16 protein-coding genes are annotated in these 17,180 nt (G+C 46.9%); 6 read left to right on the top strand and 10 right to left on the bottom strand.

Translation table 11 applies throughout. The annotated features are described in order from the left end of the window. Nucleotides 1–701 (top strand): TRAP transporter large permease (locus AB7C91_RS09750; protein WP_428591030.1); only part of this gene is annotated, 701 nt, incomplete at its 5' end. A 450-nt stretch (nt 702–1,151) separates the two neighbouring features. Here the strand turns inward: AB7C91_RS09750 and AB7C91_RS09745 are convergent. From AB7C91_RS09745 to AB7C91_RS09730, 4 genes are all read right to left on the bottom strand, one after another. Beyond that, on the bottom strand, nt 1,152–1,649 hold the full coding sequence (locus tag AB7C91_RS09745; RefSeq protein WP_428591027.1) for an RNA polymerase sigma factor: 498 nt from the start codon (nt 1,647–1,649) through the stop codon (nt 1,152–1,154). Between the two features lie 417 nt (nt 1,650–2,066). Beyond that, the gene (locus AB7C91_RS09740) at nt 2,067–2,261 is read right to left on the bottom strand and encodes a hypothetical protein (protein WP_428591024.1); all 195 of its coding nucleotides are present in this window, start codon (nt 2,259–2,261) and stop codon (nt 2,067–2,069) included. Nucleotides 2,262–2,408: 147 nt separating this feature from the next. After that, on the bottom strand, nt 2,409–3,125 hold the full coding sequence (locus tag AB7C91_RS09735) for an ImmA/IrrE family metallo-endopeptidase (RefSeq protein ID WP_428591021.1): 717 nt from the start codon (nt 3,123–3,125) through the stop codon (nt 2,409–2,411). Nucleotides 3,126–3,131: 6 nt separating this feature from the next. Then, nucleotides 3,132–3,515 (bottom strand): helix-turn-helix domain-containing protein, encoded by a 384-nt coding sequence (locus AB7C91_RS09730; protein WP_428591018.1) that lies wholly within the window; start codon nt 3,513–3,515, stop codon nt 3,132–3,134. A 487-nt stretch (nt 3,516–4,002) separates the two neighbouring features. Between AB7C91_RS09730 and AB7C91_RS09725 the strand changes: the two genes are divergently transcribed. The 4 genes from AB7C91_RS09725 to AB7C91_RS09710 all read left to right on the top strand — a co-directional run bounded on the left by AB7C91_RS09725 (nt 4,003) and on the right by AB7C91_RS09710 (nt 10,173). Further along, a complete protein-coding gene (locus tag AB7C91_RS09725; protein WP_428591015.1) occupies nt 4,003–6,210 on the top strand; it encodes an N-6 DNA methylase in 2,208 nt (735 codons plus the stop codon). After that, entirely contained in the window at nt 6,210–7,595 is a 1,386-nt protein-coding gene (locus AB7C91_RS09720; protein WP_428591012.1) for a restriction endonuclease subunit S, read from the top strand. The genes AB7C91_RS09725 and AB7C91_RS09720 overlap by 1 nt, the downstream gene beginning before the upstream one ends. Nucleotide 7,596: 1 nt before the next feature. Then, the gene (locus AB7C91_RS09715; RefSeq protein WP_428591009.1) at nt 7,597–9,210 is read left to right on the top strand and encodes a hypothetical protein; all 1,614 of its coding nucleotides are present in this window, start codon (nt 7,597–7,599) and stop codon (nt 9,208–9,210) included. 165 nt (nt 9,211–9,375) lie between these two features. Then, nucleotides 9,376–10,173 carry a hypothetical protein gene (locus AB7C91_RS09710; RefSeq protein ID WP_428591006.1) on the top strand — a complete coding sequence of 266 codons (798 nt, stop codon included), beginning with the start codon at nt 9,376–9,378 and terminating at the stop codon, nt 10,171–10,173. Nucleotides 10,174–10,424: 251 nt separating this feature from the next. On the opposite strand, the gene AB7C91_RS09705 is transcribed toward AB7C91_RS09710, so the two are convergent. Further along, nucleotides 10,425–10,934, bottom strand: a complete 510-nt coding sequence (locus AB7C91_RS09705; RefSeq protein WP_428591003.1) for a JAB domain-containing protein — start codon at nt 10,932–10,934, stop codon at nt 10,425–10,427. A gap of 56 nt (nt 10,935–10,990) precedes the next feature. On the opposite strand from AB7C91_RS09705, the gene AB7C91_RS09700 reads away from it, so the two are divergent. Then, nucleotides 10,991–11,440, top strand: coding sequence for a MerR family transcriptional regulator (locus tag AB7C91_RS09700; RefSeq protein ID WP_332446994.1), 450 nt, complete (start codon nt 10,991–10,993; stop codon nt 11,438–11,440). Here AB7C91_RS09700 and AB7C91_RS09695 read toward each other — a convergent pair. The 5 genes from AB7C91_RS09695 to AB7C91_RS09675 form a co-directional block, all read right to left on the bottom strand. After that, nucleotides 11,424–12,236 carry a sugar phosphate isomerase/epimerase family protein gene (locus tag AB7C91_RS09695; protein WP_332446995.1) on the bottom strand — a complete coding sequence of 271 codons (813 nt, stop codon included), beginning with the start codon at nt 12,234–12,236 and terminating at the stop codon, nt 11,424–11,426. The genes AB7C91_RS09700 and AB7C91_RS09695 overlap by 17 nt on opposite strands. Continuing rightward, entirely contained in the window at nt 12,233–13,573 is a 1,341-nt protein-coding gene (locus AB7C91_RS09690) for an ABC transporter substrate-binding protein (RefSeq protein ID WP_428590999.1), read from the bottom strand. The genes AB7C91_RS09695 and AB7C91_RS09690 overlap by 4 nt, the downstream gene beginning before the upstream one ends. 3 nt (nt 13,574–13,576) lie before the next feature. Further along, nucleotides 13,577–14,383, bottom strand: a complete 807-nt coding sequence (locus tag AB7C91_RS09685) for a carbohydrate ABC transporter permease (RefSeq protein WP_428590996.1) — start codon at nt 14,381–14,383, stop codon at nt 13,577–13,579. Beyond that, nucleotides 14,380–15,246 carry a sugar ABC transporter permease gene (locus tag AB7C91_RS09680; protein WP_332446998.1) on the bottom strand — a complete coding sequence of 289 codons (867 nt, stop codon included), beginning with the start codon at nt 15,244–15,246 and terminating at the stop codon, nt 14,380–14,382. Before AB7C91_RS09680 ends, AB7C91_RS09685 begins: the two co-directional genes overlap by 4 nt. A 175-nt stretch (nt 15,247–15,421) precedes the next feature. Continuing rightward, complete coding sequence (locus AB7C91_RS09675; RefSeq protein ID WP_428590992.1) at nt 15,422–17,083, bottom strand: hypothetical protein; 1,662 nt, start codon at nt 17,081–17,083, stop codon at nt 15,422–15,424. Between the last annotated feature and the right edge of the window lie 97 nt (nt 17,084–17,180).

Below are 17,180 nucleotides of genomic sequence, written 5' to 3'. Positions count from 1 at the left end.
TCAAACACAACATAATTGTTAAGAAAGAAAAAAAATCAAGAAAGGAGATAATCCATATCTTCATTGACAGCCTCTGGGCGATCTTGATGCCTGTAATAATACTTGGGGGAATTTATTCCGGTATCTTCACTCCTACAGAATCCGCAGCTGTTGCTGTTGTTTATGGTGTCATAGTAGGGAAATTCATTTACAAAGATTTGGATATCAAATCTTTGGTGAAAATTCTTGCGACTTCTGCTGCAGGAACTGCAGTTATCATGCTCATCATGGCTACCGCTGGCTCGTTCAGCTGGGTACTAACTAGCCAGAGGATTCCTCAGCTTATCGCATCTACGCTACTTGGATTGACAACAAACAAATTCATATTATTGTTTCTTTTCAACATCGTGCTCCTAATTGCAGGTTGCTTCCTGAATCCCTCTGCAGCAGTCATTTTGCTTACACCAATCCTTCTTCCGGTACTTACTCAGGTCGGTGTTAGCCCTTATCTTGTAGGCATCATAATGATTGTAAATCTTGCAGTAGGCCAGGTGACGCCACCAGTGGGTTCTTGCCTCTATGTAGCGTGCAATATCGCGCATATAAAGCTGGAGCCTTTGGTAAAAGCAATCGTTCCCTACATAGTGATATTGATTCTTGTGATTCTAGCGATCACTTATATTGAGCCTATTTCTCTGTTGCTTCCAAATCTCTTGGGATAACCCAACTTGAAAACAGTATACCTGCATCGTAATTAATCGGTGCAGGGCTTTTACATTTGCGCAGACTCCCAATACCAATACTGTTGCTGGTATCCCTGCTAATTAAAACGTTTTAATCATGGCCATTCATATTGCTGATGATTAAGATTGTTGGCGTCGGGCGGAAACAACCAGGTTCAATCCGCCCGACCCTAACAAGATTATTAATATGAATCTAAATAATCGCGTTCCTTACCTAATTCTTCTGAACCCGGCAGAACCCTGAATACATGGATAGTACCCAGAATAAATATGTTCCCTGGTAATTCTCTGTAATTCTTTCATACTGTCCTCAGTGGGATAAAGCATCTGAAGCTCTGAAACTCGGTCATGTCGTTTGATATGTAAAATATCCGGCCATTGGCGGAAGAGTGGTTCTTCACACCAATGCCAAAATTGAAATCTCGCTTCTCAACCCTCATAGAAGGATCGGAAGTCCTCCTTGATCTTCTTGAGCCTCCGATGAATCGTATCTTGTGATACTCCCATCACAGCTGCAATCTCATCCTGCGACTTGCCTTCCTCATGGAGGTCATAGATCCTTCTCAGCTCCCCAGTAAGCAAATGAAGGAATGCCTCGGCTTTCTCCCTGAATTCATTTCGCTCTGCGGCAGCCTGGGGTTCATGAGTCTCATACCTGCTGCTGTTCATAATCTCAAGGTCATAGTATAGCTGGGCTAGGGTATCCTGCTCCGGATCGCGTGCCCAGTCGCAAACATTGCAATCGCCGCCGCACAGCCACCATTTGCGGCAGGCGCATTGGTGGTGACGCTTTGCGAATGCATAGACGCGGTGGATGGGACGGTAGTACTCCCTGAACTGGCCCTCGGTGACGATGATCTTCTTCTCGGTGATCGGATCGAAGATGTAGAATTCCCTGGTTTGCTCGTGATTGTCTGATTTTGCCATGTGCCCCTCCTCGGGGTTCGGGCAAAACGGAGACGGGAATTCGGGTATGCAGCGACGAGGGCATGCTGGCCGAAATCAAAACGCATCTCCGTTTTGACCTTCGGCCGGCGCATTCCCTGCTGCCGGCTTTCAATGTTTGATGTAGTGCATCCTGGTGGGGAATCCCGGCCTGGCACGAGGATGCTGTCGTTCGGATCCAAAGGAGCCGATGGGCTGTGACCATCCTGCCTCGGCCTAGGAGGCGGACGGTCCTGGTTGTTCTGTAAGAGAGAACCTCCGGGCAAAAAGAAAGCCGGATGATTACAAGACGTGTGTCCTGTGAATCATCCGGCCATTCGGTGGCTCGCCATGCGGCCCCATTGCTCGGTATGTCCAAGTAGCAGTGTGGATATTCAGGGAAGGGGAGTTCCCTTCCGGCTATCTGTTCATGCTTTGAGCACGGCTTCCTCCTTTCCTAACCGGCAGGCGCATGTCCTGTGCAATCGGGACTTCCACGAACCGGCCGCACTGCGGGCACTTGAGTGTTATCACGATCGGCTGGTTTCCTTGGTGGAAGCCGGAAGTATCGAATGCCCGCTTTCCACAGGTGGGGCATCTCATGGGAATACTCATCGCAACTCCTTTTTGTGTTCAATGTTAACCAAATGGTAAACATGCAAAAGAAAAAGAAACCTGCTGGCAAATGCAGTCAGGCAATCTTTGAGATATACGATTCACAGGCAGCTGTTTTTAAGCGCCTGGTGAATAAGGTTCCAGAAATCAGGTGGGGAGAAACCCCAGTGAGGCTAGTCGGACCCTTGCTGCCTCCTCGGACACATTGAATACCTCGACCATCTTGCAAATCAGTTCAATGTGCCAATAGCGGCTGCCTTTTGGCTCGATCTGGTCTTTGAGCATCTTGACGGCAGATTTGGGCATCAGCAGGACTGCAGCCAGGTAGTTTGCCTGCCATTCGAGCCAGGCTTCACCCTGGAGCCGTCTGCCGCTTGCATCAACACCGCTCAGGTCAGGGACACTGGGTCTAGAGTAGATGCCCACGCTGGTATCACTATACCCGGCAAATTCGGCCTTGCGTCTGTAATACTCAGCGTGTATCAGCCCGTGTGCCGCTTCATGACCCAGCGTGAAGCGTTCACGATGCTCATAGGCGGGATTCTCTGCAAGCGTCCCCTCGATGATGATGGTGTTCTTCTTCACCGAAATGAACTCAGCCCTGTTGAGTACTGGATTGTACACGGGCAGCATATCCGTATCATCGAATACCGTCAGCCCCAGGTACACCCCGTTGTGGGAAAGATACTGGTACTCCTGATTGAATCCCATTTCTCTGATGAGTCCATCCAGATCCGTGGGTTGCGGATTTACCAGTACTGCAGGGGAGAAGGCGTGAAGAATCCTCTCCCCGTGCCTATCAAGCTGCTCCTTGCTCAAAAGCGGAATCCCATTTGAGTCCAATTTACTTGCACATTTTACCATGCTGCCCTAGTTATCCCCGCTTTTCCTCTTGATCAGTTCCTCAATGAACATCTTCCAATCATCCTCGTTTGCTTCCAGGTTCCTTGCGGTCCTCAGGGCAGCGTTCACATAGGGTCTGTCATTGACATACGGATTCAGATCAGGTGCAAGCAAGCCTTTCTGATGCCCCACGATGTCATACATCTCGGCTTTCTCAGCCTCACTCAGGTTCAGCACATCAGCCAGCGTTGCCAGACGTTCCTCCGTCAAAGGAGCGCGTCGGTTGTTTTCAACGTCGCTTAGGAAAGGTGCTGATACTTCCAATCTTCGCGCCAGTTCCCTCAGGCTAATTTGCTTTTCCTCTCTCTTCCTTTTCAGGAACTCCCCAAAATTCGCGGTAGTCTTGTACATGGTGGTTTTATCCTTTCAGTCTGTTTACTAAAAGACTGACAAGCTAACGATACATAGAAAGGATAATGTTGGTCAATGGGGTTTTTGTAAAAAATGCCAAACAAGTGTGTAGTTGTTGTAAAGCATTTGCTGAAAATATCGCAACGTAGGAATACTGTCAATGACATCTGCCTAACCAGCTTGCTACACAAAGTAAGGGAAATTGCAGAGAGTCAATTTTTACAGAGTTTGTAATAAAATAGGTACTGAGATTCATACAGAAACATGTAATTTGGTCATTTTTCTTGCAATTTCTCTTAGGAAAGAGGTATCCTACATAAGTATATGCATACAAATATCTCACCACGAGGAACTCTTTTGATCATTAAGTTGTTAAATTCAATTTGATATGTTGCATAACCGTGCAAAGTAGATTTTCACTGGAAAATTGGAACGGGAATAATCGTAGAGAAAATTTGAATGGATATACAAGAGGGAGCTCCGAATTATGGACAGACTTGAATTAAAGAGGGATGAGAAGAGAGGAAGAATCTGGAGCCATGTTCGAAACAAATGGCTATTGGAGACACCCGAGGAAACAGTTCGTCAAGAATATTTGCTGACATTGGTCAACGAATACACTTTTTCAATTGATCAGATATCCGAAGAGATGGATTTAACGGGTCGAGGTTCTGCTTCCGCCCGTGCAGATTTTGTCATCTGGCGCACACCTCAGGACAAATCTGATGACAACGCACCTTTTATAATTGTCGAATGCAAATCCGATAGTGTGACTATCAAGCCACCTGATTATGGGCAGGGTGAAAATTACGCTCGTATTTGCGGAGCCCCATTTTTTGTTACTCATAACACACGAGAAACTAAATACTGGCGGGTTATTAAGGACAAGGTACCTGGTTATACTGAAGAACTTGAGAATATTCCTCATGGTAATGCCTCTGATCAGGACATTGAAGAACTACTTTCAAAACTTCGCGTCTTCAAAGAAAAGGAATTCGCAGACCTTTTGCACAAATGCCATAACATTATTCGTAATAGGGAAAAAAAGGATCCAGCAGCAGCTTTCGATGAAATAGCAAAAGTGTTGTTCATCAAGGTATATGTGGAACGTTCCTTGCTCACACGACGCAATAAGACTAATCTCTTCACTGTCGATGTGCTGAAAAACCAGATCGCTGAAAATCCGCTAGACAACCTGTTTCAGGAGACAAAAAGGGCCTATGTAACTGACAATATTTTTGAGGATGATGATCGTATCAATCTCAAACCAGCTACTGGTGAGGCTATCGTCAAGGAACTAGAGAAGTATAATCTTTCAGACACCAGCGAAGATATAAAAGGCGTTGCCTTTGAAAGTTTTCTTGGCCGTACTTTCCGCGGAGAGATCGGCCAGTTCTTTACTCCACGTACTATCGTCGAATTCATGGTGCATATGGTTGATCCTAAGGAGGGTGAGATTGTCTGCGATCCGGCCAGTGGCTCAGGTGGATTTCTGATCCGGGTATTTGAAATCATGCGAGAAAAGATCCTCGCCGATGCCGACCGCGAGTACAACGACTTTAAAGCTGAGGTTGAAAAAGACAATTCGCTCACCGATGAGCAGCGGGCGAAAAAGCTCCAGGACAAGTTTATAGGAGTACAGGCACTCATCGACCAGAAACGCGAGGGTTCCCGTCTATGGAAGCTCTCCAACCGATGTATCTATGGCACCGACGCTAATGATCGCATGGCACGTACCAGTAAAATGAACATGATCATGCATGGTGACGGCCACGGTGGCGTTCACCACCATGATGGCTTTTTAAACGTTAATGGTATCTTTGAGGGGCGGTTCGATATAGTTCTGACCAATCCTCCTTTTGGATCCAATGTTGAACCCTCCGATAAAGTACTTGAGGTTGATATACAGGTAAATCCGGCAGCTGAAGAGCGCTATCTCATGGAATACGGCAATCTCTATCGTGAAGCTCAATACCGAGTAAAGGCTGCAATCAACAAGCCTATTGCCAGCCTATTCGACCTACCGAAGAGCGACAAGGCAAAGATAAAGACTGAGGTTCTCTTTATTGAGCGTTGCCTCGATCTACTCAAACCAGGCGGTCGCCTTGGCATCGTATTGCCCGAAGGTATTTTCAATAATCCCTCACTTTCCTACGTACGCGAGTTCACTGAAGACCGAGCCTTTCTCCGCGCTGTGGTCAGCTTACCCCAAGAGACTTTCGTCAGTTCCGGGGCCAGTGTGAAATGCTCATTGCTCTTTTTACAAAAGTTTACCGAAGTGGAACAGCAAGAGTTTGAAAAAACCTACGCGAAGACCCGCATGGAGATCGAAACCCGGTATGCCGATAAACTCAAAATGGAACAAGATCGAATAGAAAGCGAAATCATGGCTGCCAAGCAAGACAAGGACTCAGAACGGCTCAAAGCTCTGCAGAAGGAGCTCAAAGAGTATCTTAAGATGATGGAGGTTCGGCAAGTCAGCGAGACCCGACAGCTGCTCAAGGAGCGCTTCGACTACCCTATCTTTATGTACGAGGCTGATAAAGTCGGAATTACTGCCACCGGCGAGGAAGACCAGAACGAGCTGTACCCAAACGCCAACCAGCCCGCCGGCTGTGAAAAGACGTGTTTGGAGTGGTATCAGGAGTTCCTGGCCTTCCCAAACGCTTTTGTTGTGGCGGGAGGGGGGAAGTGATGGATGAAATAGCTCAAGCCAGACTAAGGGCGTTTAGAGTAAATTTCAGACGATTGCAGACCTGGAGCGTTGCAGCTCAATTCACTGTTGATTGGAACTGGCCCGATGAGGTCATCAGACCTTTAGCCAGTATCCTCAGACGACGGAACGAAACCGCTCTGGAGTCACTAACGCCGGATTCTAAGGTTACCCTGCTGACTATCCGGTTTGATGGATCGATTGAGCCTCGCGAGCCAGTCCGTATAAAGGATATAAAAGGAAGGCTGTTTAGAGTTTACCCTGGTGATGTGGTTTTTTCAAAAATTGATGTGCGTAATGGGGCAATCGGGCTTGCTCCAGATGGCATTGACTGTATGTGCGTCACCTCTGAATTTCCTGTATATTCTGTCAATTTCCAAAAAACAGATTCAGGCTACGTGAAACTACTGTTCCGAACAATCACGTTCAAGAAACAATTAAATTCAATGATCAGCGGCACATCGGGCCGTAAACGGATTCAGCCAACCCAGCTTGAGGGTGTAAAAGTGCCTGTTCCGCCGTTGTTGATTCAGCAGAAAATTGTTGCACATTGGGAAGCGGCGCAAGCCTCCTCGGTTGCAGCCAAGGTACGTGCTGCTAAGATAGAAGAGGAGATGCAGAAGCAGTTTCTAGCAGACTTGGAATTGTCAAACCCAAAGCGTTCTATCCCCCCCAAATACTTTGCAGTAAATTGGAAAGGTTTCGAACGTTGGAGTGTGAGTTACAACCAGGCAGCAATGTCGGTGATTGATTTGACGCTTGGCAGGTATTCGGTTGTGGAATTGGGTTCCATACTTGAGATGGTCCAATATGGAACCAGTGAAAAGGCTAACACGACTGAAAAAGGTATACTGGTATTAAGAATGAATAACATTAAGAATGGCTACCTAGATTATACAAATTTAAAACATGTACTCCTTTCTGAAAAAAGCCGAGAATCTCTTTTACTTATGGATGGTGATATTCTCTTTAACCGGACCAATAGCAAGGAACTGGTCGGAAAGTGTGCTGTTTTTCATAGTTCTGATGAATATGTTTTTGCCTCTTATCTTATTCGAATTCGATTGGAAAAAGATCAAGCGATTCCTGATTACGTTGCTTATTGCATAAATTCTGTAATTGGTCGTAAACAGATTGATGTATTAAGTCGCCAGATAATTGGACAAGCTAATATTAATAGTCAGGAATTGTGTAGTCTGCACATTCCTCTTCCGCCGATTGATATCCAAAAAAAAATCATGGAGCGTATCGAGTCAGACCGAATTAAGATTGTTAAGCAGATGGAAACGGCTAACCATTTACATAACAATACTCAGAATGAAGTCGAAAAAATGATACTCGGTACTCTACCGGTTGAGGAGGATTGATATGTCTCGAGGGCGACAATATTTTGAATTTGAAGGTCTTTTTTCAGAAAGTGTTTTAGGAATTTTTCGTATAATAAGGGGCTTTGCAGATCTTCGTGATTTGGCTGCCATCTCAGTTCCATACAAAATGGAAAATGGTGATCAGGAATATCGGGTTGTTGGACATCAACGACCGGAGTCTGTAAAACATGCAGAAGATATTAAAAGATATTTAGAACAGAGTGAAAATCGCTTTATTCCGGAAGTTATCCTTTCGGTTCGTTCTCCAGTACATTTATTTGTTAATCGCGGAGTAATTGAGCCAGACGACCTTGGTTTTGGAGAGACTGTCTTCGGAGTTGAAAGCACAGATAGAACTCTTTTAAATATCTCTCGTCGTTACTCTAGCTCGACGATGCGAATGCAACGGATACGTATTCGGCGAGATAATCTTGAACAAATCAAACAAGGCAAAATCATCCGTAGAATAGATGGAAATCATCGATTATTTCTTGCAGAACAACTTATTGATGATCCAAATACACCGACAAAATATAATGCGCCTTTTTGTATGGTATTACTTGGTTCATCAGATAACGATGCAGACAACTATGCTGAATCATTGATTTTTCACACAATCAATAGTACTGCTTTACCGCTAGAATCCGAGCATAGTCTACAGCTTCTACTTAGGCAGGATCCGATACATACCATGACACCTGATAATGAATTTTCTTATAATCCCGTATTACACCTTACTCGATTGTTATCAGATCGTTTGCAAGGACTCCCATCCCCAGCACGACAACGTTTTGGAAGTCAACCGTTGACAGCTTTATGGAATACTGCTCGGAATTTGATCAACATGGATGTCTCTATTTCACAAGATAGACAGACTTTAACAATGTTTGCTGATAATCTCTTTGCAGCATTAACAGATATATCAACTAGATTAACTGTAAATTGCCCTTCGCTTTGTGGCACTTATGGATTTATTGAGCTGGCATCGAGAGTCTGGCGTGAAGCAGTTGGTGAAAACCACGAGCAAAAAGCTTGTTGGTCTGTGAATTACCTTGATCGTCTTGGTCACTGGCTTGGCGAGCAAGGGATTACAAACTTGCTAAACCCTCTTTCTCCAGCCGAACAGTTGCTTCAGACTTTTAAAGCATCACAATTACGCATACCCAAAAGGGTGTTTCTTGCTCGATGGTATCCCCCACTGAATGCACCGGATCAGGCATCTTTGAAGGCAAATCTTCGATTGCAACAACTCCGTCAAACTCTGATGAATATTAAGCAAAATCATGAGATTGATTTGGAACTAATCGACATGGGGACAGAAGAAGGTGGGACCTTTCCAATTCATACAAAGATGTATGAAGCTATTGCTTCATCAGACATTATCATCTGTGACCTGACAGGCCAACGCCCAAATGTCTTTGTTGAGGCTGGTTATGCTCTGAAACACCATGAGGGTAATCGGTTAATATTTCTATTTGAGCCGAAAGATTCTGAAGATAAAGTTCCCTTTGACCTAAATACATTTAAATATGTGGCTGTTACTCAAGCTGCAGAGATACCGAACCGTTTAATGCCCGAACTTGAGTCAATACTACGTGATGCTGGAGCTTTTTAGCATATTAGAAAGGCAAACTAGATACTTTTATATGGTTTATGGAGTCAAAGGATTTAACAGAGATCTATAAAGTGTAATCACTAGGTAGTATTTCTTGAAACTGAAACAGAATTGCAAAGCACCACTGATACATTTTACATAGAATATTATTAGGAGCTTACACATATGAATCCAATTTTGAATTTATGCTTATCAGGGATAATTTCATTTATTGTCGCAATCATAACTGTAAAAATCGAGATAGCTTTCGAAAGAAATAGTCGGTTACCGAAATTAATATTGGCTCAATCAGAAATTGGTTTTAATCCATCCTTGAAGAAAAAATCTCAAGATGCGGCAGAGCTTGATGGGTATTTCAGATTCCAGCGTAAACTGGATGACGAGTTCTATAAGTTCTTACAGATAAATGGTGTTGAAATTGAGGTTAAACAGCAGCACTTCTTAGAAAGTGTGATGAATAGTCTCAGAGAAAAAACTTATATTTCTGGAGATTCAGGTACGAATAAGTTAGTAAAAAACTTTATTAATAACCCGGAGTTTCTGCGACTTGTTAAAATATTTCAGGCCTACTATGAGCGTTCTTTATGGGAAATAACGATAGAAAATGTGGGAGAATCAGTAGCTAATCATATGCGAATTGATTTTTTTAAAGAGAATAATTCCGGAGGAGCCAATATCCCAATCAGAAAGAATCTTCATCCAGGAGAGAAACAGGAAGTTGCTTTGATTTATTTAGATACATCAAAGAAAATTGGTATGTATAAGAGTCGGCAGAACGGGGTTTCCTACTCACTTGGACCTTCAAAGAAGTGGATGACCTTTTATCTGGTAGAGAAACCTCGATATAATCATATTGATGAAAGGTTGTTTTGTATAAGCTATACAGACTTGTATGGGAAAAAGCACCAAATATATTGTTGCTCAAAACCTAAAAAGAAGAAGGACTTTTTTGGCCTGGACTGATACATAGTGGTATGAATGGCTTATGTTGGTGTCGAGGGAAACTGAGCAATAAATATCACTTATGAGAAAACGATAATATTAACTGTCGCACAATTGGATTATTCCTTGTGTGCCAATCCAAAGGTTTCAATTTACACATTAGCTTTGGCTCTACAACTTTTCGCAGCTAATAAATATCAGATTACAGCCCCTTCTACGCTGAGCAAACCTCAAAATGCTGCATTCCAGTGCGTTTTTTGGCCCTTTTTGCCCTAATACGATTGTATCAAAGTTGAGGCTAAGACATCCCGGGGATGAACCAAGGTACGGTTCACCAATCCAATCGAGCATACATTGACCGAGAGTACTTCATGTGCCCCGTTGAGACAAACTGAAAGAAAGTGTTCCTGCATCCTGGTGGCATAGTGCCTGATCAAGGGAAAGATGTCCGAAGGGGTGGAGATCTGCCTCCGTTTTGCCGGAAGCCTTCTCCTTCCCAGTTCCAAGGATGCTGCAATGAGGGTTGCCTTGGCCATTCCCAACCCGGGGATGCCCAACAGATCCTCGTTGGAGATTGATGCTTTGGTATCCAGGATTTCCATCAGGTCCTTGGCAATTGCATTGACCGACCGCTCCCGATTCCCGCTGCCGATGAGAATGGCAAGGAGTTCCTGGTCGGACAATGATTCCGCTCCCCGGCTGAGCATGCGTTCCCTTGGTCGGTCGCAGACCGCCATTTCCTTGATCCGTTGTTCCGTTGGTTGGGTAATGAGGTATTTCATACTCAGCTAAGATGGGAACATTGGCACTTTGCTTGTGATATGGTACAACCTTGACTATGCAGGAACAAACCTACCGCATCGGAGAATTGGCAAGAAAATGCAACGTGACGGTTCGTACCATTCGGTACTACGAATCGCTCGGACTTTTGAAGACCAATCATCGCTCCGAAGGAGGCCAACGCTATTATACCGACGCTGATGTCGTGTATCTGAACCGCATTGCGGAACTCAAGGAACTCGATTTCACCTTGCAGGAAATCCGGACCATCATCCTGATGGGAAGCGAGGATTCCACCGGAGAGAAACGGCGCAATGAATTGCTCAGACAATACCGAAGCAAGCTCAGCACCGCCTTGGAACGGCAGACCTCCCTGCAAAAGCGGATCGATGATCTTTCCTGGCATGTCCAGCAACTGGAGACCAACGATGACTTCCAGCAATGCCCTGGTCTCATGTGCAAAAGCTGTACCTTCAAAAACCGCTGTCGTTTCAGGGAACTAGGCTGAGCAGGTGCTTGCCCACCGCCTGGGCAAGATCAAGTGCCTGACTTTTCAACTCCAGGGGAAGATGGCGGTTGAAGAACATGCATTCGAAGGTCAGATATCCTGCATAGTTGGCCGTAGCGAATGCTTGTACCACTGCCTTCCAATCGATGGTACCGAAGAAAGGAAGCAGATGTTCATCCGTTTTCCCGTGGTTGTCTGCAATATGGGTTGCCTTGATGCGTTTCCCCAGACACAGGATATCCTGTACCAAATCATGGCCGAGCATATGGGCGTGTCCGGTATCGTAGCATACACCGGCCGATGGGGCATTGAAACCATCGACCAACTCACATAATTGATTTGTCGTCGTAAGTTCATCACTGTCGGTCAGGTTTTCGAAAGCGAGTATCAGCTTCTGCTGTTCCGCCTGCCGGATGTATGGTGTAAAACAGGCAATATTCTCCGCAATCGTCCCCTTGATCGGGTGCACGACAAGCACCGCAATATCCAACATTTGACAAAGCTCCATGGACCGGGAAAGGAAGTCCCCCAATACATGCCCATCCTTTGCATAGGGAGCATGTGCCTGGTGAAACACCAGCTCATGTGCCTGCTTCAGCTCCAACAGCCGGCGCCCATACTCCCGATAGGCATTGCCGGCCAACTTGCTTCCTGGATTCAGCATCTCGCACAAATTGACATCAAGCGTCCTAAAGCCCTTCCTTGCATAGAAGGGCAACAGGTCGATCAATGTCATCTTGCTGCCGTCGGCATTGAAACTGATCAAATTCGTATTGGTGGCAAGATGCATGCTCATTGCATTCTCAGATAGTCCGCCAGATATCCATCGATCTCAGCAGCCAAAGCCTTGCTGGTCTCTTCTGGGCTCTTGTCCTCACTGAGCATTTTGAGAATCCCGCTTTGGAATGCATAATAAATCTGATATGAGGATGGGATCCACAGCCCCTGCAACTTCGGATTGCTTTGCATCAGTTGCTCGATCGCAACCCCATACAGCGGATTGTTCTTCATATGTTCCTGGAACGACGGCAGGTCATAGGTTCCCGTATTAACCGGAAAATACCCGGTAGCGATGTGCCAGGCAAGCTGTTGCTCAGCCTGGGTCGCATATTTGACGAATTGCCAAGCCGCTTCACTATGCTGCGAACCATTGTCCAACGCATACAATGCTCCGCCTCCTACGTTCACCCCTCCGGTAGCCTCGGCGTTCACCATCGGGAAGTTCGCCACCCCGACCTCGAATCGGTCCCCGACCAGATTGAGGATGGTGGTGAGATTACTGGTCGAAGCAACGATCATGGCAACCCTTCCGCTGGCGAATGCTCCGTTGAGATCGCTGGTAAGATTCTCTACAGCTCCACTCGCATAGAGTTGCTTCCACTGCTTGAGGAAGGTGACCATTGTCCCATTCTCATCGAACAAAACCTTGGTGGGGATTCCCGTATGCCCGTTTTCTTCATCGGTGATGTAACTCAGACCATGTTGCTGTCCCAACCATACGATCAACTCATAAGTCGTCGGTACATTGGCAAACCCGTACCGAGTCACCTTATGATTTGCATCCTGCTTGACCAAGGCTTTCGCGGTATCGGCAAGTTCGGTGAGTGTCTTGGGCGGAGTTTTGATACCCGCCTCCTCGAATGCAGTCTTGTTGTAATACAGCATAATGGTTGAGCTGTTGAAGGGCATGCCGATCATCTTTTGTTTGTAAGTGACCGAAAGCCTTGCCGCTTCCAGGATCTGACTCAAATCATATCCGTCATTGACGGCAAGTGTTTCCATCGGGATCAACTGGGGAATATCCCGAATATCCAACACAGCCTGAGCATCGAGCTGCACCAGATCAGGAAGGTCGGTATTGACCGATGACTGCCAAATGCCCTTTGCCTTGGTCAACACATCATTTGCCTTGCCTTGGTACACCGCCTCCACACGGATGTTTTTCTGTGTACCGATGGTGGCGTTGAATCCCTCGACCAACGCATCGGCGGCTTTGCCTGCCATCCCACTGTTGGAATGCCACCACGTGATGACTACTGGTTGTATCGCTTCGTTCGATTCCACACGAGCTTGTGCGAACAAACCATTTCCTGCCAGAAGGGCAGCCACTGTGAACAAAAGAATGCGTTTCATATCTTATCTCCCTGCAAAGCGTGTACTCACGCTGGTTTGGATCGGTTTATGCATCGCGATAAAGGCGATGAGTATCGGGGTGAGCAAGACGGTAATAGCCGCAAACTGCGGACCGTAGTCGAGATTCTCTGAAAAACCAAGCATTGTCAGTCCGACCTGGACGGTACGCATCGATTCCTTGTTGGTCACCAAGAGCGGCCAAAGATAGTCGTTGAACAATGTGCTGAAACTGTGAATGGCAAGGGTGATGATCACCGCCTTGCTGATCGGAATCAGTAAGGTTGTGAGGAAACGGGTATCCGAACACCCTTCCAGGACTGCAGCTTCCCGGTACTCGGTGCTCACCGTCTTGAAGTATTGCCTGAGCATGAAAATGTGGGTGGGTACCAGCAACGAGGTACTGATGATGCCTATATAGCTGTCAGTAAGCCTGAGCGCACGGATGGTGGTGTAGTTTGCGAGCAACAGGGCGTCTGAGGGCAGCAGCATGGTTGCAATGATACAAAGCAGCAATGCATCCCTTCCCTTGAAGTTGAAAAAGGTGAACGTATATGCGGTGACGATGCTGATGCTCATCCGTAGGACGGTACCCAGCAGAGAAACCATGAATGAATTGAAAAGAAACCGTTGGAGATTCGATTCACTGAAGGCCCGAAAATAATTCTCCAAGGTGGGAATGGAGGGAAACAGGCGGGCAGGAATACTGGTGAAGTCGGAGGCAGGAAAGAACGAGGCACTCAGACTGTAGATAATGGGGAAGATTACCACCAGGGATAGCAGGGTCGCGAATAGGGCGGTCAGCTTTTTCATGAGTAGTAGACCCTCCTTCGTTCCAGATGCAGCAAGGCAAGCAGAATGAGGAAGGTCAACAGGAATACGATCGTGGCAATTGCCGAACCAACGGCGTAGTTGCCGCTTTTGAATCCTTCCAGATACATCTGATACACCAACGTCTGGGTCGATCGGAACGGGCCCCCTTCGGTAAGAATCAAGACAGGAGAGCTGATGAGCATTGCATCCTTGATGCTGGTGACCAAGATGAAGACCACTGTGGGGGCGATCAAGGGAGCCTGAAGCATGCTGAATGTCTGATACCAGCCGGCTCCCTCCAATTTGGCAACTTCCACCAATTCCTTGGGGATGTTGCGAAGGGCGGCATGCAACAACAGAAAATCGAACCCAAGGTCGAGGTACACCCCCGCCATGACCAACAATGCCATGGCAGCCTTACCGTCATTGAACCATTGGACGTCCAGGGAGAAGAGCTGGTTGATGATTCCGATGGAAGGGTTGAACATCATCTTGAAGATCATCATGGTGCTGGAAAGGCCGACCGCCATCGGAAGGAAAAAAAATACTTGGTTGAGGGTGGCCAATTTGCCTTCCCGGTTGGAGAGCAACGCTGCTGAAAGACAGAAGACCAGGTTGACGGGCACAAAGAACAGCGTGAAACGAAGGGTATTGGAGAGGCTGGCCTGAAAACTCTGGCTGGCAAATAACCGCCCATAGGTTTCGAGCCCGACGAAGTTCATGCGCGTTCCCGCCATATTGACGGTGTACAGGCTGTTGAGCAGCGTAACCAAGAATGGACGATACGAGAACACCACTGCCAAGGCAAGGGCGGGTAAGATGAGAAGGTAGGGTTTGAGTTTCTGTGTGTTTCGTATCTGCATCGGTTGTCTATCCTCTGCTGATACTACCGTCTGGTGGGGAAGGAACTCAAGAGCAATTTGGTATGTAATTGTTGTATTTAGAAAGAAATACCTAACGTACGCAAGCCGAACGTTAGGTTTCCTTCCCCAAAAGCTTACCTTGGAAAAACGTGGGTAAGGTTTTTGCCTGTTCGCCTCAGAAGGTCAGACTCATCCCCACTACGAGTTGCAGATCCTGTGCATATTGGTCACTTGTCGCAGTCTCAGGATAGTAGTGCCGTCTTCCGATCCAGTTCGCCTGGCTGTAGATGGTCAACCCGGCGAGTGTCGTGTCATACGATGCCTTCACCCCGAAGATGAGCCGTTCGGTGATGTCATCTCCGGAAGGAGAGGGACCCTTGATCGTTGAATTGTATTGATTCCCATCAGGATTATGAAGTCCGAACCGGTCGACAGCGCCTTGTCGATGGACCAAGGCGGACAGGTCGAGTTGCAACCCTTTCAGGGATTGGTAGGAGAGCTTGAGCGCATATACCTTGCTGTCCGAACCGTATTGGTAGCCGAGGTAATCGATGATGACCGGCGGCCAATTGTTGTTCAGTCCCCGGGCAAGCATGAAGTCAATGTTGTTGCGCCGGTAGAAGGATGGGTCGGTACTGACATACTCTCCCAAAAGCGTCCAATATCCATCTCCCTGTTTCCAGGAGTAGGCGCTCTGCAACAACATACCCGTTGCATTCGCCTCTGATCCTGTCTCATTGGCCAGTTGGAATTGGTCGAGGGCGAATTGGGCGTGCAAGGAAACCGAGGGAACGACGACAACATCAAACTCGATGCTGGCGATGGAGTTCAACCTGCTCCCATCGTACAGATTGTGGTAGATATAGGTGGGGTTGAAGTAGAGCAGCAGCAGGGAATCATTCTTGTACATGACATTCTCGGTGACGGTGAAGCGTGCCCAGGAAACGGGGTGCGTTTCCAACCGGTGTCCGAGAAAGATGCGTTGGTCCCCCGACTCAGAGGGATCCGGCATGAACAGATACATGAATTGCAGTTTGGCTGCATCGCTGATGACCGACCCCATCAAGTAGGTATGCCCGTTGATATGGTCACCGATGACCAAATTCCCGGTACTTCCGTTGCCCCAGCGAATTCGGCTTCGTCCCACCGAAAGATACCACCAGGGACCTCCCAAGGAAAGTTGGGCCTCCTTCGGCCAGTCGGCCTGCATATTGTCCAGGGAAGGCAGGATCAGATTGGTGATGAATGCATTCTGGTACCGATAGGCGGTTTCAAGTTGAGAGATTCCATCCGCTACGGTGAACAACGCGCCGATATCGGTGGTAAAATCCGTTGTTTTTCCCTTATCTTTCAACGAATACGAAGCAGTTCCAACCTCCACCCCGGTGGCAAAGTAGAAATGATTGGAGAAAAGAAGCTCCATATTGGCTTGTACCAAAGGTCTGCGGTCGTCATAGCTGTAGATCCAGTCATAGGTGTTTACAAAGTCAGTGGTATTGGTATGGGTGTAGGCCTCCAGATCTACGGTGGTGGAAAGCAGGTAGGAAAAGTCCTGCGACTTTTCCTTGAGCCGGCTGGTTTCGACCAATGCTTTGGTCGCATCCAGAAGCTTTTGATGGGCCGTATGAGCTGGAACCGCATCCAGAATGGCTGCAGCCTCGGCGGTGCTCCATGGCTTGGATCCGGAAGGAAGGGCAAGACCGTTCAGTCTATAGAGCAGCTCGGCCTGCGCGTAGACAGGCGAGGAGAGGGGGATCATTCGGGGAGGATACTGTACCTGGGCCGAGAGAAGCGGGGAAACAAGCAGAACGAGCAACAACCAAACACGAATCTTCATACCTTCATCCTACAACGGGTTTTTCTTCATTGTGGAATAAGTTTGGCGTGTTGTAAAGCAAGTTTCGAGGGAACGATACGTGCTCGAATACGGATTT

Origin of the sequence: Sphaerochaeta sp., assembly GCF_050256055.1 — a bacterium.
Classification (GTDB): domain Bacteria; phylum Spirochaetota; class Spirochaetia; order Sphaerochaetales; family Sphaerochaetaceae; genus Sphaerochaeta.
Note: the sequence above shows the minus strand (reverse complement) of the source record. Positions and strands in the feature narration are given on the sequence as shown.

Excerpts from the sequence above, each read along its gene's own strand:
- AB7C91_RS09740 (WP_428591024.1), bottom strand. The coding sequence starts at position 2,261 with ATGAGTATTCCCATGAGATGCCCCACCTGTGGAAAGCGGGCATTCGAT.
- AB7C91_RS09690 (WP_428590999.1), bottom strand. The coding sequence starts at position 13,573 with ATGAAACGCATTCTTTTGTTCACAGTGGCTGCCCTTCTGGCAGGAAAT.
- AB7C91_RS09685 (WP_428590996.1), bottom strand. The coding sequence starts at position 14,383 with ATGAAAAAGCTGACCGCCCTATTCGCGACCCTGCTATCCCTGGTGGTA.
- AB7C91_RS09675 (WP_428590992.1), bottom strand. The coding sequence starts at position 17,083 with ATGAAGATTCGTGTTTGGTTGTTGCTCGTTCTGCTTGTTTCCCCGCTT.
- AB7C91_RS09695 (WP_332446995.1), bottom strand. The coding sequence starts at position 12,236 with ATGAGCATGCATCTTGCCACCAATACGAATTTGATCAGTTTCAATGCC.
- AB7C91_RS09710 (WP_428591006.1), top strand. The coding sequence starts at position 9,376 with ATGAATCCAATTTTGAATTTATGCTTATCAGGGATAATTTCATTTATT.
- AB7C91_RS09700 (WP_332446994.1), top strand. The coding sequence starts at position 10,991 with ATGCAGGAACAAACCTACCGCATCGGAGAATTGGCAAGAAAATGCAAC.
- AB7C91_RS09705 (WP_428591003.1), bottom strand. The coding sequence starts at position 10,934 with ATGAAATACCTCATTACCCAACCAACGGAACAACGGATCAAGGAAATG.
- AB7C91_RS09735 (WP_428591021.1), bottom strand. The coding sequence starts at position 3,125 with ATGGTAAAATGTGCAAGTAAATTGGACTCAAATGGGATTCCGCTTTTG.
- AB7C91_RS09715 (WP_428591009.1), top strand. The coding sequence starts at position 7,597 with ATGTCTCGAGGGCGACAATATTTTGAATTTGAAGGTCTTTTTTCAGAA.
- AB7C91_RS09680 (WP_332446998.1), bottom strand. The coding sequence starts at position 15,246 with ATGCAGATACGAAACACACAGAAACTCAAACCCTACCTTCTCATCTTA.
- AB7C91_RS09745 (WP_428591027.1), bottom strand. The coding sequence starts at position 1,649 with ATGGCAAAATCAGACAATCACGAGCAAACCAGGGAATTCTACATCTTC.
- AB7C91_RS09720 (WP_428591012.1), top strand. The coding sequence starts at position 6,210 with ATGGATGAAATAGCTCAAGCCAGACTAAGGGCGTTTAGAGTAAATTTC.
- AB7C91_RS09725 (WP_428591015.1), top strand. The coding sequence starts at position 4,003 with ATGGACAGACTTGAATTAAAGAGGGATGAGAAGAGAGGAAGAATCTGG.
- AB7C91_RS09730 (WP_428591018.1), bottom strand. The coding sequence starts at position 3,515 with ATGTACAAGACTACCGCGAATTTTGGGGAGTTCCTGAAAAGGAAGAGA.